Source organism: Marilutibacter chinensis (assembly GCF_021725675.1).
GTDB classification, from domain to species: Bacteria; Pseudomonadota; Gammaproteobacteria; order Xanthomonadales; family Xanthomonadaceae; genus Marilutibacter; species Marilutibacter chinensis.
On sequence record NZ_JAKJPO010000001.1, the window covers coordinates 787,759 to 804,046 of the forward strand.

General features: G+C 69.4%; 14 protein-coding genes. 5 read left to right on the top strand and 9 right to left on the bottom strand.

What is annotated here, in order from left to right; all coding sequences use genetic code 11:
* Positions 1-17: 17 nt before the first annotated feature.
* The 7 genes from L3V18_RS03465 to efp form a co-directional block, all read right to left on the bottom strand.
* A complete protein-coding gene (locus L3V18_RS03465; RefSeq protein WP_237053191.1) occupies positions 18-1,613 on the bottom strand; it encodes a sensor domain-containing diguanylate cyclase in 1,596 nt (531 codons plus the stop codon).
* A 180-nt stretch (positions 1,614-1,793) separates the two neighbouring features.
* Positions 1,794-2,735, bottom strand: a complete 942-nt coding sequence (gene folE2, locus L3V18_RS03470) for a GTP cyclohydrolase FolE2 (protein ID WP_237053192.1) — start codon at positions 2,733-2,735, stop codon at positions 1,794-1,796.
* Positions 2,736-2,872: 137 nt separating this feature from the next.
* Positions 2,873-3,673, bottom strand: coding sequence for a phytoene/squalene synthase family protein (locus L3V18_RS03475; RefSeq protein WP_237053193.1), 801 nt, complete (start codon positions 3,671-3,673; stop codon positions 2,873-2,875).
* A complete protein-coding gene (gph, locus tag L3V18_RS03480; RefSeq protein WP_237053194.1) occupies positions 3,670-4,335 on the bottom strand; it encodes a phosphoglycolate phosphatase in 666 nt (221 codons plus the stop codon). Before gph ends, L3V18_RS03475 begins: the two co-directional genes overlap by 4 nt.
* 61 nt (positions 4,336-4,396) lie before the next feature.
* Positions 4,397-5,152, bottom strand: a complete 756-nt coding sequence (gene ubiG / locus L3V18_RS03485) for a bifunctional 2-polyprenyl-6-hydroxyphenol methylase/3-demethylubiquinol 3-O-methyltransferase UbiG (RefSeq protein ID WP_237053195.1) — start codon at positions 5,150-5,152, stop codon at positions 4,397-4,399.
* Between the two features lie 208 nt (positions 5,153-5,360).
* Positions 5,361-6,704, bottom strand: coding sequence for a TRZ/ATZ family hydrolase (locus L3V18_RS03490; RefSeq protein WP_237053196.1), 1,344 nt, complete (start codon positions 6,702-6,704; stop codon positions 5,361-5,363).
* 154 nt (positions 6,705-6,858) lie between these two features.
* Complete coding sequence (efp, locus tag L3V18_RS03495; protein WP_237053197.1) at positions 6,859-7,425, bottom strand: elongation factor P; 567 nt, start codon at positions 7,423-7,425, stop codon at positions 6,859-6,861.
* A 201-nt stretch (positions 7,426-7,626) separates the two neighbouring features.
* On the opposite strand from efp, the gene epmB reads away from it, so the two are divergent.
* Positions 7,627-8,670: an EF-P beta-lysylation protein EpmB gene (epmB, locus tag L3V18_RS03500; RefSeq protein ID WP_237053198.1), complete on the top strand. Its 1,044-nt coding sequence runs from the start codon at positions 7,627-7,629 to the stop codon at positions 8,668-8,670.
* A 196-nt stretch (positions 8,671-8,866) separates the two neighbouring features.
* Positions 8,867-10,942: an EAL domain-containing response regulator gene (locus L3V18_RS03505; RefSeq protein WP_237053199.1), complete on the top strand. Its 2,076-nt coding sequence runs from the start codon at positions 8,867-8,869 to the stop codon at positions 10,940-10,942.
* Between the two features lie 340 nt (positions 10,943-11,282).
* On the opposite strand, the gene htpX is transcribed toward L3V18_RS03505, so the two are convergent.
* The gene (htpX, locus tag L3V18_RS03510; protein WP_237053200.1) at positions 11,283-12,194 is read right to left on the bottom strand and encodes a protease HtpX; all 912 of its coding nucleotides are present in this window, start codon (positions 12,192-12,194) and stop codon (positions 11,283-11,285) included.
* A 134-nt stretch (positions 12,195-12,328) separates the two neighbouring features.
* Between htpX and gluQRS the strand changes: the two genes are divergently transcribed.
* From gluQRS to phaR, 3 genes are all read left to right on the top strand, one after another.
* Complete coding sequence (gluQRS, locus tag L3V18_RS03515) at positions 12,329-13,213, top strand: tRNA glutamyl-Q(34) synthetase GluQRS (RefSeq protein ID WP_237053201.1); 885 nt, start codon at positions 12,329-12,331, stop codon at positions 13,211-13,213.
* Between the two features lie 74 nt (positions 13,214-13,287).
* Positions 13,288-14,028, top strand: a complete 741-nt coding sequence (phbB, locus tag L3V18_RS03520; RefSeq protein WP_237053202.1) for an acetoacetyl-CoA reductase — start codon at positions 13,288-13,290, stop codon at positions 14,026-14,028.
* Positions 14,029-14,541: 513 nt separating this feature from the next.
* On the top strand, positions 14,542-15,045 hold the full coding sequence (gene phaR, locus L3V18_RS03525; protein WP_237053203.1) for a polyhydroxyalkanoate synthesis repressor PhaR: 504 nt from the start codon (positions 14,542-14,544) through the stop codon (positions 15,043-15,045).
* 322 nt (positions 15,046-15,367) lie between these two features.
* On the opposite strand, the gene L3V18_RS03530 is transcribed toward phaR, so the two are convergent.
* Positions 15,368-16,285, bottom strand: coding sequence for a M48 family metallopeptidase (locus L3V18_RS03530; RefSeq protein WP_237053204.1), 918 nt, complete (start codon positions 16,283-16,285; stop codon positions 15,368-15,370).
* Positions 16,286-16,288 lie beyond the last annotated feature (3 nt).

The following is a 16,288-nucleotide window of genomic DNA, read 5'->3' on the forward strand; positions in this document are numbered from 1 at the left end:
TGGGTCCGGAGCGGTGCTCAGGCACGCGCACCGCGTCCGGAGAACATCGGCCGGATATGGCCGATCACGCGGTCGCGCCCAGCCGACTTGCTCGCATACAGGGCGGCATCGGCGCGCTCGAGCAGTTGCTCGGGCGTCTCGCCGGGCTGCAGTTCGGCGACCCCGAGGCTGAGGGTGACGTCGACGACGGCGTCCTCGGCCGCGATCGGCCGGCAGTTCACCGCCGAGCGCATGTTCTCGGCGACGCCGATCGCTTCCTTCAGCCCCGTGCACGGCAGCAGCACCATCATCTCGTCGCCACCGTAGCGGCCGATCTGGTCGTAGGTGCGCAAACGATTGCGCACCCGCAGCGCGACGATGCGGATGCATTCGTCGCCGACCCGGTGACCGTGGGTGTCGTTGATCAGCTTGAAGTGGTCGATGTCGAAGAACACCAGCGACAACGGCATTCCGGATTTGTGAGCCTCATCGACACTGGTCCTGAGCAGATCCTCGATCACCGGCCTGGAGCTGGTGCCGGTCAGTGCGTCGTAGGAGGCCATCTGGCTCGCCTGGTCGCGGTCGCGACGCAGTTCCTGCATCTTGTCGGACAGTCCGATGGTGACGACCAAGCCGGCGATGGCGAAGCCGGCCGGATAGGCGTAGGCCAACCAGTACGGTCCCGCCCATACGCCCAGCACCTGCAGCACCCGCATCGTGACCAGCGCCATCAGCGGCAACCACGAAACCAGCACGAAGCGCGCCGACCGCTGGCCGCGCAGGCTGCCGCTGACACTGGCGAACAACACCAGCAACACCGAAGCCAGGATCACCAGGTTGCCGGCCAGCGCCACGTACCGCGAAACGCTGAACACCGCCAGCGCCGCCAGCAGCAGAGCCAGCCCGTTGCAGATGTGCAGCGAACGCAACACCCGCGGCTGGTGTTGTCGCAGCTCCATGAAGTGGGCGAGAAAACCGTTGCTGGTGACCAGCGCGAGGAATCCGAACACGCGCCCGGCACGCGGGTCGCCGGCCAACCGCTCCGCAAGTTCCGGAAACACCCGCAGATCGCCGCCCAGGGTCGCCAGGTACAGCACCTGGCACAACAGCGCGATCATCAGGTAGAGATACGCCCGCTCGCCGACCCCGCCCCAGAAACCGAACGCGAGCACCGCCAGCACCATCATCGTCACCAGCACGGCCGCCCGCCAGCTCGCGTACGCCAGGTCCTGCCGGTGACTCTGGACTGCCGGCTCCACCGACACCTCGATGGCGATCGGCGTGGGCGTATGCAGGCGGATGTCGACGTGCTGGCCGCGTTCCAGACCGCGCGGCAGCGGAACGAAGAACGCACGGGCCGAATGGGCAAGGTCCGCATCCTGCCCCATCAATGCCCGCCGCAACGGCAACAGATCACCCGGGCGCCAGATCTCGGCCCGGCTCAGGTATGGAAAGTGGAGGACGAGTCGCGGGTCGCGGTCGGCCGGGATGGCCTCCAATGCGGTGATCCGCCACCAGTGGATTCCGATCCGCTCCTCGCGGATCGTGCGTCCGTCGCCATGGGGGACGAAATCGTCGTCGAAATCGCCGGTCAGCACCCGCGCCGGGACCGGGTCGCCTTCGAGACGGGACACGTCCAAGGCCTGCGCGGCCCCATCGGTCGCGACAGCCAGCAACAACGTCAATGCGAATGCCCGCCATCCCCGACGCAAGGACATCCCCCCGGATCGTCCGCCACGCACCCGCCGAGCATAGCCGATCCGCGCGCGGCAGGCTGCGCGATGGCGGGGCCCCCGGTTCTCCGGAAGCTGGCGCTACGTCTGGCGGGAGGCCGGGCCCGCGCCGCTGACCCGGGCCACGGCATCGTGCGGGTGAAGGCTCTCGAAGTGCGCGACCTCGGCCTCGAAGCGCTCGACGTGCGGGTCGTGCGCGAGCACCGACGCCACCCGCCGCGCCGCGTCCTCGCAGAACATCAGGTTGGCCGCGTTCAGGGCTGCGAAGGCCTGCTCGTCCTGGCGCTTGACCGCCGTCTGGACCGGGGTCGCAAGGCGTTGCTCGAGCGCGTCGATCAGGGCCGCCAGCGGCAGTTCCTCGAACTGCGGCCGCAACTGCAGGCGCACGCTCGCGCGGCTGCGCTGGGCATGCGGCGTCGCCGCCAGGCCACGCTCGGAGGCCAGCCAGTCGCCGACCACGGCGGTCGAGATCGGCCGCGCGTCGGCGAAGTCGGCGACGAAGCGCTCGGCGTTGAGCTGGCGCGACAGCGCCGCCGAAGCCGGACAGGTGCTGGAGTACTCGACCGAGAACGCCAGCGACAGGCGCAGGTGGCCGCCTTCGAGCAGTGCCTCGATCTCGACCGGATAGCGTTTCCAGCCCGCATTGCCGCTCGCCAGCGCGGGCCGCAGCAGCATCTGGTCGTAGCGCAGCACCAGCCGCGCCGACGACGACAGCCCTTCCTGCGAGTCGACCAGCGACTGCAGCACGCGGCGCAGGCCGGCCGGAGTCACCGCTTCGCTGGCGAACGCATCCTGCAGCCGCAGGTACAGGCGCGACATGTGGATACCGCGCGCATCGGCGTCGTCGAGGCTGACCGCGACATCGACCGACGCGGCGACCTGGACCGGCTCGCCGCCCGGCGTGGCGATGCGCAGCGGCAGCGCGATATGCGACATGCCGACCCATTGCAGCGGACGCGCCTCGGCGGCGGCCTCGAAGGCCACGTCGGGAAGCGATCGGGTCGGGCTGGAGGGCGAAGTCACGGCTGGGCCTTGGTTCGTTGCAGGGTCATCTCGCTCACCCCGTCGGAAGTGGGGACGTCGGCCACGGATGCAACCGCGCCGGTCGGCCGCCATTGTAACGGCCCGCTGCCGGCCGGCCCCGGGCGGGGGCGGAACAGTCAGTTGCGCGGACGCGCCCGCGCCGCCCGCCAGCCCACCGCCAGCGAGACCCACGGCTTCAGCGGCCGTCCCGGGTCGGCCCGGGCCAGACGGGCCCGGGCCAGTCCCGCCCACAGCCGGCGCGGCAGGGTCGAGGCTGGCGCCTGGGGCCAGCGCTGGCGCAACTGTTCGGCCCAGATCGCCAGCGGCGCGCCCTCGCCGGCCCGCGCGAGTACCGCCAGCGGCACGTGGCCGTCGCCTTCGTGGAAGAAGCGCATCTGCAGCAGGCTCGCGGCGACCGCGTCGCGACCGGCGATCGCCGTTTCCGCGGCGACCGCGGCGTCGATGCCGAACAGCCTGTCTTCGGCCTCGGAAACGGCGGCGGCGAACGGATCCAGCATCGCGAACGCCTCGGCGTGGTCGCGCGGACGCTCGCGGCTGGCCCGCAGCGCCGGCAGCGTCGCCGACAGCGCCGGCCAGTCCACCGCTTCCCGCTGCAGTACCGCGCCCAGTGGATGCCGCCGCGCGCCGCGCGCCCAGCCTTCCAGCTCCTCGCCCCACCAGGCCAGCTTGGCCTCGCCGGGACGTGGATCGCGGCCACCCCAGGCAGCATCGGTCCATTCCTGCAGCAACGCCGCCCATGCCGATGCCAGGGAGCGTCCGGGCGCGGGCACGAACACCTCCGCCACGCCCCACTCCGGCCAGCGCTGCCGCCACTTGGCTATGAAACTGTCGAGCGCGGCACGATTCCCGGCGGCAATCCCGCCGTTGCGGTCGTCGTCGACAACGACGCGGCTGTCGCGATCGTCGGCTCCGCTCACGGTTGCGGCCAGCGCATGGGATCGACCAGATCGGCCGGACGCTCGATCATCACGTCGCCGCCCCAGTTCACCGGGTCGTCGACCGCGAGCCGGTAACCCCACAGGGCGACCACCGAGCGCATCCCGGCCGCACGGGCGGCGACGATGTCGCGCCTGTCGTCGCCGACGTAGACGCAATCGGCCACCGCGAGACCGAGCCTGTCGGCCGCCACCATCAGCGGCAGCGGGTCGGGTTTGCGCACCGGCAGGGTGTCGCCGCCGATCAGTACCGCGCTGCGGGTGTGCCAGCCCAGGTGCGGCAGCAGTTCGCGGGCGAGATACTCGGGCTTGTTGGTGACGATGCCCCAGACCGTGCCGGCCGCCTCGAGCGCACCGAGCATCGCCTCGATGCCCTCGAAAACGCCCTCATGGCGTCCGATCTGGCGCTGGTACTGGTCGAGCAGTTCGGGAATCCAGGCCTCGCGCTGCGTCTCGGACAGATCCGGAAACGCCACCTGCAGCATCGCCCGCGCGCCGCGCGATACACAGGGCCGGAACTCGGAAAGAAGCATGGGCGCCCGGCCGCGCGCCACCCGCATCGCGTTCGCTGCCGCGAGCAGGTCGTGGGCACTGTCGGCGAGGGTGCCGTCGAGATCGAAGAGCGCGGCCTTGGGAAAGTGCATCGAAGGGAAAGTGGGGTTGGCGGTTGCGGTCGTCGGGTATCGCACTGCGGTTTGCCGATGCTCAGCCACCGCTCCGACCGGCGGCCGGCGCATCGGCTTCCGGCTTCAACGCGCATGCCAGGTAGTTGACGTCGGTACGGGAGATCACCCGGGCGCCGTTGCGCCACGGTTCGTACATCAGTCCGCTGACGTCCTCCAGCTGCAGGCCGGCGGCGCGCAGCCAGGCGGCCAGTTCGGACGGCCGGATGAAGTCGCGGTACTGGTGGGTGCCCTTGGGCAGGACGCGGGCGACGTATTCGGCACCGACGATCGCCAGCGCGAACGCGGCCGGCGTCCGGTTCAGGGTCGACAGGAACAGCCGTCCGCCAGGCTTGAGCAGGGTCGCACAGGCGCGGACGACCGCAGCCGGGTCCGGCACGTGTTCGAGCATTTCCATGCAGGTGACGACGTCGAACCGCGCCGGCATCTCATCGGCCAGCGACTCGACCGACTGCAGCCGGTAGTCGACGCCGACCCCGGTCTCCAGCCGATGCAGACGGGCGACCTTGACCAGCTCGGGCGCGAGGTCGATCGCAGTGACCTCGGCGCCCTCGCCCGCCAGCGCCTCGCTGAGCAGGCCGCCCCCACAGCCCACGTCCAGCGCCTGGGCCCCGGCCAGCGCGACCCGCGCGGTCACATAGCCCAGCCGCGCCGGGTTCAACGCATGCAGCGCCTTCTGCGGGCCTTCCGGATCCCACCAGCGTTGAGCCAGGGCGCCGAATTTGTCCAGCTCCGACTGACGGAAATTCTCGTTTGCCTCGGCGCCGGTCACAGACATTGCTCCGCTTCGAACCATCCACGTCCAGGATCCGCCATCCCGGCCCGCGCAGCCATCCGCGGGCGCTGCCCGCCACGCAAGCCAATCGCCCGCAGATGCGGCGACTCGCCCCGCCAGCGTGCGCCGTACGTGTCCGGTCCCGCCTGGCGGAAGCCGCCGCCGGGCGCGCGATCGGGTCGGGAAAATGCCGTCGGGTTCATGACGCTCCTCAGGAAATCCGGATCGCGGCGATCCGCTTGCGCCACTCGCGCGCCGTGGCGACCAGCGCATCGGCGTCGACGTCCACCAGCTGACGCTCGCGCAACTTGGCCTGGCCTGCGACCCAGACGTCGGTGACCTGGTGGCGACCGGCGGCGTAGACCAGCTGCGAGATCACATGGTGCAGCGGCTGGGTCTCGATCCGGGCCAGGTCGACGCAGGCCAGGTCGGCCTGCTTGCCGGGCTCGATCGAGCCGATGCGGTCCTCGAAACCGACCGCACGGGCGCCGCCCAGCGTCGCCGCATGCAGCGCGCTGGCGGCGTCGAACGCGGACGCGTCGCCGGCGACTGCCTTGGCCAGCAGCGCGGCGGTACGCGTCTCGCCGAACATGTCCAGATCGTTGTTGCTGGCGCAGCCATCGGTACCGATCGCGATCTTCACTCCCGCCTTCTCCAGCCTGCCGACCGGGCAGAAACCCGAGGCCAGCTTCAGGTTCGACTCCGGACAATGGACGACGCAGACGCCGCGCTGCGCGCACAGCGCGATCTCGGCATCGGTCAGCTGGGTCATGTGCACCGCGACCAGGCGGTCGGAGACCAGGCCGAGCCGGTCCAGCCGTGCCAGCGGGCGCTGGCCGTGCTTCTGCCTCGACTCCTCGACTTCCTGCGCGGTTTCGTGGGTATGCAGATGCACCGGCATGTCGAGCTGGTCGGCCAGCATGCGGATGCGCTCGAAGCTGGCGTCGGACACCGTGTACGGCGCGTGCGGCACGAACGAGGTGGCGATGAAGGGATCGTCGCGCCACTGGTCGTGCACCTCGATCGCGCGGTCGAAGTATTCGTCGTCGGACTGCGCCCACGCGGTGGGAAAATCGATCACCGGCAGGCCGACCCGGGCGCGGAAGCCCAGGCGCTTGTAGACCGCCGCCTGCACGTCCGGGAAGAAATAGTTCTCGTTGGCGCAGGTGGTGCCCCCGCGCAGCATCTCGGCGACCGCCAGCTCGATGCCGTCGGCGACGAATTCCGGCCCGATGACCGCGCCCTCGACCGGCCAGATGTGGCCCTGCAGCCACTCCATCAGCGGCAGGTCGTCCGCGATTCCGCGCAGCAGGGTCATCGGGTTGTGGGTATGGGCGTTGACCAGGCCCGGGATCAGCGCCGAGTGGGGCCGCGACACGGTCCGCCCGGCGGAGAAGCGCTCGCGCGCCTCGCGGATCGGCAGCACCGCGACGATGACGCCGTCACGGACCGCGACCGCATGCTGTTCGAGCACCACGCCGTGCGGCACGACCGGCACCACCCAGCCGGCTTCGATCAACAGGTCGCAGGACTGCGGAGCATGTTCGGTCGTCATTCGTTTCCTTCTGCAAGCGATCCCCGCCCGGGCGGGGATCCCGTTCTCTCCGTCCGCCGGGCGTCAACGAATCGGACGCTGGGGCCGGAGACGCCATCCACCGTGGAGGCGGATCCGCTCCGTCCGCGGCCGCGGGTGGCCGCGGGCCGGATCGTCACTTCACGCGGCCGACGTACTCGCCCGAGCGGGTGTCGACCTTGATCACCTCGTCCTGGTTCACGAACAGCGGCACGCGGACCACCGCGCCGGTCTCCAGGGTCGCCGGCTTGCCGCCGCCGCCGGAGGTGTCGCCGCGCACGCCCGGGTCGGTCTCGGTGATCTTCAGCTCGACGAAATTCGGCGGCTGCACCGCGATCGGGGTGCCGTTCCACAGGGTCACCACGCACTCCTCCTCGCCCTTGAGGTACTTGCGCGCGTCGCCGATGCCGGCCTCGTCGGCCTGCACCTGCTCGAAGCTCTCCGGGTTCATGAAGTGCCAGTACTCGCCGTCCGCGTACAGGAACTGCATGTCGGTATCGACGACGTCGGCGGCCTCCAGCGAGTCGGTCGCCTTCATGGTCAGTTCGACCACGCGGCCGGACTTGATGTTGCGGTACTTCACGCGGGTGAACGCCTGGCCCTTGCCCGGCTTGACGTACTCGGTGTCGGTGATGATGCACGGCTCGTTGTTGACGAGGATCTTCATCCCGTTCTTGACGTCGTTCATGCCATAGCTGGCCATCGTGGAACTCCTGCAGTGTTCTTGAAAGGTGAAAGTGTTTCGGGAAAACGTTCTGCAACCGGAAGGCCTTCCGCATGCGGCCCGGGGCGCCACGTGCCGTGGCCGCGCCGGTCGCCGGCACGCGGTCGGCGGTAGAATGTCGGGCTGCGCCGTCGCGTGAGCCGTTCACGCACACCGCCGCAGGCACGAAATCAGTCGCACATGATACCCGCAGCCCCCGCCTCCATGCAGCCGTCGACCTCGCCCGCGGGCCCCGCGGCCGCATCCGCCCCCCAGCGCTGGCAGCAGCTCTGGCGCGATGCGGTGCGCGAACCCGGCGAGCTGCTGGCCATGCTGGGGCTGGATGCGGCGGCCCTGAAGTCCGGCGACGCGGCGGCGACGCAGTTCCCGTTGCGGGTGCCTCGCGGCTTCGTCGCCCGCATGCGCGCCGGCGACCCGCACGATCCGCTGTTGCGCCAGGTACTGCCGCTGGACGATGAGATGCGGCCGATGCCCGGCTTCGCGCTGGACGCGGTCGGCGACGCCGCGGCCAAGGCCGCCGACGGGGTGATCCGCAAGTACCGCGGCCGCGCGCTGCTGGTCGCGACCGGCAGCTGCGCGGTGCACTGCCGGTACTGCTTCCGCCGCCATTTCCCCTATGCCGAGGAGGCCGCCGCGGCCGCGGGCTGGCAGCATACGGTCGAACTGATCCGCGCCGATCCGGGCATCGACGAGGTGATCCTGTCCGGCGGCGATCCATGGTCGCTGGCCTCCCACAAGCTGGCCGAACTGACCGGCGCCCTCGCCGGCATACCCCATCTCAAGCGGCTGCGGGTGCACACCCGGTTGCCGGTGGTGCTGCCCGAGCGGGTCGATGCGCCGTTGCTGGACTGGTTGGCGGGCCTGCCCTGGCCGGTCACCGTGGTCGTGCATGCCAACCACGCCAACGAGTTCGACGCCGACGTGGACGCCGCGCTGGCGCGCCTGCGCGAGGCCGGGGCGATCCTGCTGAACCAGGCGGTGCTGCTGAAGGGCGTCAACGACAGCGTCGACGCCCTGTGCGACCTGAGCGAGCGCGGCTTCAGGGCCGGCGTGCTGCCCTACTACCTGCACCAGCTCGACCGCGTTCAGGGCGCCGCCCATTTCGAGGTCGACGACGCCGAGGCGCGGCGCCTGCACGCGGCGGTCGCGGCACGATTGTCGGGTTACCTGGTGCCGCGGCTGGTCCGCGAAGTCGCCGGCGACCCGGGCAAGCGGCCGCTCTGAACCCGGTACCCGTACGGATCCGCCCCGGCGGGATCCCGCTGTCCCGGAACGGCAACGTCGAAGCTGTCGACTACCCGGCAGGCCCACAAGGCGATCGCGGCCGGTCCGCACTGCGACCCACTGGGCAAACCATCATGATGCGCATGGACGCGCCGACCGCATTCATGCCATAACGGCGTGGGGAGGACGATCACTCATGCAATTCGGCAAAGACCTGCCACTCCGGCTCCTGGTGGTGGACGACAGCGTAGAGGCCGCGGAGGCCATCGTCAGCCTGCTGCGCAACAGCGGCATCGCGGTAAGGCCCAGCCGTCCGGAGAATGCCGACGCGCTGGCGGAGATGCTCGCCGGGCAGCCGTTCGACATCGTCCTCGCCGCCCACGATGCGACCACCGTCGCGCTCGAGGAGGTGATGCAGCGCGTCGACGCCAGCGGCAAGGATCTGCCGGTCCTGGTCCTGCACGACGACATCGACACTCCGCGCCTGCTCCGGGCTGCCGCGATCGGGGCGCGCGGGATCGTGCTGCGTCCGCAGCCCGAATTGCTGCGCGAAACCGTGATGCGGGAGTGGGCGGACCTCGAGGCGCGACGTTCGCTGCGCAAGCTCGAGAACCATGTCCGCGAGACCGAACGCCGCTGCGACGCGCTGATCGAGTCCTCGCGCGACCCGATCGCCTACATCCACGAAGGCATGCACATCCGCGCCAACGCGGCCTACCTGGAGACCTTCGGCTTCGAGGACTTCGAGGAGATCGAGGGCATGTCGCTGCTGGACATGGTCGCGCCCCAGCACGTGGACGACTTCAAGCAACTGCTGAAGAAGCTGTCGCGGGGCGAGCCGCCGCCGCCGCGCTACGAGCTGGAGGCCCGCGGCCTCGATGGCAGCGCGTTTCCCGCGGTGATGGAGTTCACCGCCGCCACCTACGAGGGCGAACCCTGCCAGCAGGTGGTCCTGCGCCGCCAGGAGCTCGACCCCGAGCTGGCCCGCGAGGTCGAGGAGCTGCGCCAGCGCGACCAGGTCACCGGTCTGCTCAACCGCCCGACCTTCCTGCGCGCCCTCGAGGACACCGTCGCCGACGCCGCCGAGAAGGCCAGCCAGCACGCGCTGCTGCTGATCGAACCCGACCATTACGCGCGCCTGCTGCAGGACATCGGCCTGGACGAGGCCGACGACCTGGTCGCCGCCTGCGCACGCCGCCTGCGCGAGGTGCTCGGCCCGGACGACATCGCCGCCCGCTTCGGCGAGCATCAGTTCGCGGTGCTCCGCCGCAACAGCGAGCATGCCGACTCGATGGCGCTGGCCGAGACGGTCCGGGCCGCCTTCGCTTCCGCGGTGCTCGATACCGGCAGCCGCTCGCTCAACGCCACCGTCAGCATCGGCGGCGTCCAGATCGGCCAGAAGATCGCCAACGTCTCCTCGGTGCTGGGCAAGGCCAGCCAGGGCGTGCTGTCGGCGATCGGCGTCGGCGGCAACCGGATCGAGCTGTTCGACCCCAGCGCGGCCGACCGCGCCGAGGAGGAACGCGTGCAGGCCTGGGTGGGCCGGATCCGCGACGCCATCGACCACGACCGCTTCATCATGCACTTCCAGCCGCTGGTCGGCCTGCACGGGCCACCGGACCAGATCTACGAAGCCTACCTGCGCCTGCTCAACGAGCACGGCGAACTGGTCCAGCCGATGACCTTCCTGCAGATCGCCGAGGAGCACGGCCTGTTGTGGGAGATCGACCGCTGGGTGGTCGGCCACGCGATCGCGGTGATCGGCGAACGCCGCAAAGCCGGCCACGACACCACCGTTCTGGTCAAGATCACCGAGGTGTCGCTGCAGGACGACAGCCTGCTCAAGCACATGGCCGAGCAACTGGCGCGCCACGGTGCCGAGGGCCGGCAACTGGTCCTGCAGTTGCCCGAGTCGAAGGTGTTCACCCATCTGCGGGCTGCGCAGGCCTTCCAGCAGGGCGCCGCCAAGCTGGGCGTGCGGGTCGGCCTCGAGCAGTTCGGCCGCGGCCTGAATTCGTTCCAGCTGCTGAGCCATTTCGATGCCGGCCTGGTGAAGCTGGACCGCAGCTTCATGGACGATCTGCCGAACAACCCGGATCACCAGGCGCGGATCCGCGAGATCACCGCCAAGACCCGCGAGAACAACCGGCTCACCATCGCCGAGTTCGTCCAGGACGCCTCCAGCATGAGCATCCTGTTCGGCGCCGGGATCGACTACGCCCAGGGCCAGTTCCTCGCTCCGGCCGGACCGGAGATGAATTACGAGTTCTGAGGGCCGAGGGCCGAGGGCCGGGAATGCTTCCGCAGGAGCAGCGCAAGCCGCGATGGGGCTTTCGGATGAAGACCAATCGCGGCTTACGCCGCTCCTATGTCATCGCCCCCGACTCAGTGACCGAGGGAGCGAGTCGCACCGCAGCTGCGAACGGGTATGGAAACCCGACGGCGGGGCCCGGCTTGCGCCGCAGACTTCGGGGGATTCCCGGACGCAGCCTCGGGATCGCTGCTCGCGCTGCTCCTGCGGCCTGTCCGGCGCCTCGGACATTGCGGCGAAGAAACGAAGAAGCCCGCCATCCGGCGGGCTTCTTCGTTGCAGTGCCGGCAGCTTCGCCGGATCAGCCAAGCACGCGTCCGCCTACCGGCTCGACCGGCGCATTGCGCAGCGCCTGGATGCGCTCGGCCAGCGGCGGGTGGCTCATCAACAGGCGGCGCAGGCCGTGGGCGACGCCGCCGCTGATGCCGAACGCGGCGACCTGCTTGGGCAGGGTGCTCTCGCCGTAGGTCACCGACAGCCGCTCGAGCGCGGCGACCATCTTGTCGCGGCCGGCCAGGCGCGCGCCGCCGGCATCGGCGCGGAATTCCCGGTAACGCGAGAACCACATCGCGATCATGCTGGCGAACAGGCCAAACACCATGTCGAGCACGAAAACGATCACGTAGTACCCGATGCCGGGCGTATCGCGGCCGCCGCTCAGGTAACCGTCGATGACGCGGCCGACGACGCGCGCCAGCACGATCACGAAGGTGTTCAGCACCCCCTGGATCAGCGCCATCGTGACCATGTCGCCGTTGGCGACGTGGCTGACTTCATGGCCGAGCACGGCCTCGGCCTCGTCGCGGCTCATCGCCCGCAACAGGCCGGTAGACACCGCGACCAGGGAATTGTTGCGGCTCGGCCCGGTCGCGAACGCGTTGATCTCCGGCGCGTCGTAGATCGCCACCTCGGGCATCCTGATTCCGGCCGCTTCGGCCTGGCGGCGCACGGTCGTGACCAGCCACTGTTCCGCCTCGTTGCGCGGCTGCTCGATCACATGGGCGCCGGTACCGCGCTTGGCCATCCACTTCGACATCATCAGGGAGATGAAGGAACCGCCGAAGCCGAACAGCAACGCGAATATCAGCAGGCCGGCATTGCTGCCGGTGCCGATGTTGATGCCGAAGACCTTCTGCAGCACCGCCAGCACGATGCTGATCAGGGCCAGCACGGCCAGGTTGGTGGCCAGGAAAAGGGCGACTCGCTTGAACATGCTTGCTTCCTCCGCGCCACGTGCGCGATACCGCCGAAGTGTGGCAGGCTCCGGGCAATTTCAAGTGAACAGACGACGTGGCCGACCCCGCCTCCGACCGGTCCCCGGCTGATCCGGCACAACGTGCAAAGCCGGTGCCGTATCGCGGCCGGTTCGCCCCCTCGCCCACCGGCGATCTCCACGCCGGCTCACTGCTGGCCGCGTTCGGCAGTTGGCTGCTGGCCCGCCGTGCCGGCGGCGAATGGTGGGTGCGGATCGAGGATCTGGATCCTCCGCGCGAGGTCGCCGGCGCGGCCGGGCGGCAACTGGCCACGTTACGCGGCTTCGGGTTCGAATCCGATGCGCCCGTGGCGTTCCAGAGCCAGCGCCACGCGCTGTACCAGGACGCACTCGATCGCCTGCTGGCGTCCGGCGCGGCGTTCGAATGCCATTGCAGCCGCACCGACCTGGCGGCCGCCGGAGGCATCCACCGCCGCTGCGTCGCCGACTCCCGGCGCCCGCAACCGGCAATCCGGCTTCGGGTCGCCGACGGCACCACGATCACCTTCGACGATCGGATCCAGGGACCACAAACCCAGGAGGTCGCGGGCACGGTCGGCGACTTCGTACTGCGTCGTGCCGACGGCCTCTGGGCCTACCAGCTCGCCGTCGTGGTCGACGACGCCGCACAAGGGATCACCGACGTGGTCCGCGGTGCCGACCTGCTCGATTCGACGCCGCGCCAGATCCTGTTGCAGCGCGCGCTGGGACTGCCGACGCCGACCTACGCGCACCTGCCGCTGGTCACCGATGCCCGCGGCCGCAAACTGTCCAAGTCCGACGTGGCGTGGCCGGTGCACGCGGACGATCCGTTGCCGACGCTGCGCCTGGCCTGGGATGCGCTCGGACAGGATCCGCGTGTTCTCGCCGATGCCGGCGACCTCGCCGGGCTGCTGGCCGCCGCCCGCGCGGCATTCGCTCCTGACCGCATCCCGCGCGCGTTGCCCGCCACCGGATCCGCGATGCCGGTTGCGACCTGACCGGTTGCGGCAGTAACACATCCTGGAGCTATATTGGAGCGGGGCCGCATCGTTTCGGCCGAGGAGAGGAAGACATGCAGTCACGCGTTGCACTGGTCACCGGCGGCACCGGTGGCATCGGTACGTCGATCATCAAGCGACTGGCCGCGGCGGGGCACAAGGTCGCCACCAATTACCGCGACGAGGGCCGCGCCAGAGCGTGGCAGGAAAAGATGAAAGCCGAGGGCGTGGAAGTGACGATGGCGCCGGGCGACGTCACCTCGCCCGAGCAGGCCGAGTCGATGGTGCGCGAGATCGAGCGGCAGCTGGGACCGATCGAGATCCTGGTCAACAACGCCGGCATCACCCGCGACACCACCTTCCACAGGATGAAGCCGGACCAGTGGAACGACGTGATCTGCACCAACCTCAATTCTGTCTACAATGTCACCCGCCCGGTGATCGAGGGCATGCGCGAGCGCAAGTGGGGCCGGATCATCCAGATCAGTTCGATCAACGGTCTCAAGGGCCAGTACGGCCAGGCCAACTACGCCGCGGCCAAGGCCGGCATGCATGGCTTCACCATTTCGCTGGCCCGCGAGAACGCGCGCCTGGGCATCACCGTGAACACCATTTCCCCCGGCTATGTCGCCACCGACATGGTGATGGCTGTACCCGAGGAGGTACGCGCGAAGATCGTCGCCGACATCCCGACCGGCCGCCTCGGCGAGCCCGACGAGATCGCCTATGCGGTCGCGTTCCTGGTCGACGAGCAGGCCGGCTGGATCACCGGTTCCAATCTCGACATCAATGGCGGCCACCACATGGGCTGGTGAGACGGATGTCCGCCGGGCCGTGCCCGGCAACTCCCGAAGAAGAAGCACCGCGCAGGGTTCCGGCCCCGTCGATATTCTCCGCCCGGTGTGCGCGTGACGCGAGCCGCCCCCTGATTCAGGAAGGGAGGACGTCCGGGTACGACCCGGATATCTCCCGGAGTTCACTGGGCAATCTTGGCCCCATGGGCATGCTTCCACGCCCCATTCGCGCCTGCGGCACTGCACGCCTTCTTTCAATTCGCGCGTGCAGCGCCACTGCTTTCTTCGATTCGCGCGTGCGGCGCTTGCGGGCCTTCTGTCAATTCGCGCTTGCGGCGCTTGCAGGCCTTCTTTCAATTCGCGCCTGCGGCGCGAATTCCCCTCCTGACCCCAGACTGCTTTCTTCGGCGGCACTCCTGTTGCAAGGGGCGGGGGCCGGGAACCGTTTCCATGCTTGCGGCAGCCGCGCGACAGTTGCAAGCCCGTTGCGGCTGCGCCATGCTGCGGGGCACCACGAATCCGAGTTCACGCTTCATGGCCGCAACCCGTGTCATCAAGAAGTACCCGAACCGCCGGCTCTACGACACGGAGATATCCAGCTACATCACCATCGAGGACGTCCGTCAGCTGATCGTGGACGGCGAGTCGTTCGAGGTGCGCGATGCCCGCAGCGGCGAGGACCTTACCCGCCAGGTGCTGCTGCAGATCATCGCCGAACAGGAGCAGGACGGCGAGCCGGTCCTGTCGACCCAACTGCTGAGCCAGATCATCCGCTTCTACGGTGACTCGCTGCAGGGCTTCATGGGTAGTTACCTGGAGCGCTCGATGCAGCTGTTCCTGGACCAGCAGCAGCAGTTCCGCAAGCAGATGGGCGGGCTGATGGGCGAGACGCCGTGGGCGATGATGAACCAGCTGACCGAGCGCAATCTGGCGATGTGGAAGGAGTTCCAGCAGAACCTGTCCGGCAGCGTCGGCCAGACTCCGACCTCCTCCCGCCCCGACGCCAAGAGCGAAGGCGGCAACAAGCGCGGACGCTGACCCCACGCGACACGCCCAGCTCGCAAGCGCAGCGTACGCCGCGCTCCCGTCAGTGTCCCCCGCAGGAGCGGCGTAAGCCGCGCGGTCGGCCGTTCCGAGAAAGCCTCACCCGCGGCTTACGCCGCTCCTGCGCCGTGCCCCGTCCCTGAACCAGGGACGTTTCGTGCCGCAGGCACGAATTGAAGGAAGGGATGTGACGCCGGGCAATAATCGGGGTGCGCAAGCGCAACGGCGGGGCCGGGTTGCGCAGCCCAACCTCGGGATTTCCCGACGAAGCCCCAGGATCGCGGCTTACGCCGCTCCAACGGGTTGCGGCATCCGCTTACTGCCCACCGCAATACTTCTGGCGGAATGCCTCCGCCTGCGGCATCAGCGCCTGCAGCTCGGCGATGCGGTTGGCCGGATCGGGATGGGTCGAGGCGAACTCCGGCGGCCGCTGGCCGCCGCCGAGCTGGCTCATCCGCTGCCAGAGCGGTACCGCCCCGTTCGGGTCGTAGCAGGCCGCCGCGGCGAGCATCAGCCCGACACGATCGGCCTGGGTTTCGTGATTGCGGCCGTACGGCAGGATCAGGCCGTACTGGGCACCGGCGCCAAGTGCCGCCATGATCGCCTGCTGTTGCTGCGGATCCATGCCGCCGACCGCCATGCCGGTCGCGACCTGCCCCATCTGCACCAGCTTCTGCTGCGCCATCCGCTGCGAACCGTGGCGCAGCAGCGCATGGGCGATCTCGTGTCCCATCACCACCGCCATCGCGTTTTCGCTCTGCGCGATCGGAATCAGGCCGGTGTAGACGGCCATCTTGCCGCCAGGCAGGCAGAACGCATTGGCTTCGTCGGACTGGATCACCGCGACGTCCCACTGGAAGTTCTGGTGGGTCGTCGGCATCGCCTGGTTGTGCATCGCCGCCAGGTCGGCGGTGACTTGCGGCACCTTGCCGATCAACCTCTGGGCGATGGTGCGTATCTGCTGGCTGGCCTGTGCGTCCGGCGGCAGCAGCGCCCCCTGCGCGTTGGCGTCGCCGAGCACCTGGCGGAACGCCTGCGCCCCCAGTTGCACTTCCTCGTCGGCACTGGCGCCGTAGTGCGCGGTCTCGCCGGTATAGGGATCGACCTCGGCATTGCCGAACCATTGCCAGGCGGCATAGCCGGCGAACAACAGCAGGATCCACCAGCGGAACTTGCCGCCACGGCGGCGGCCGCCGGCCCCGCCTCGTCCCATGCCCGTCGTCTCGACCCTCATCGC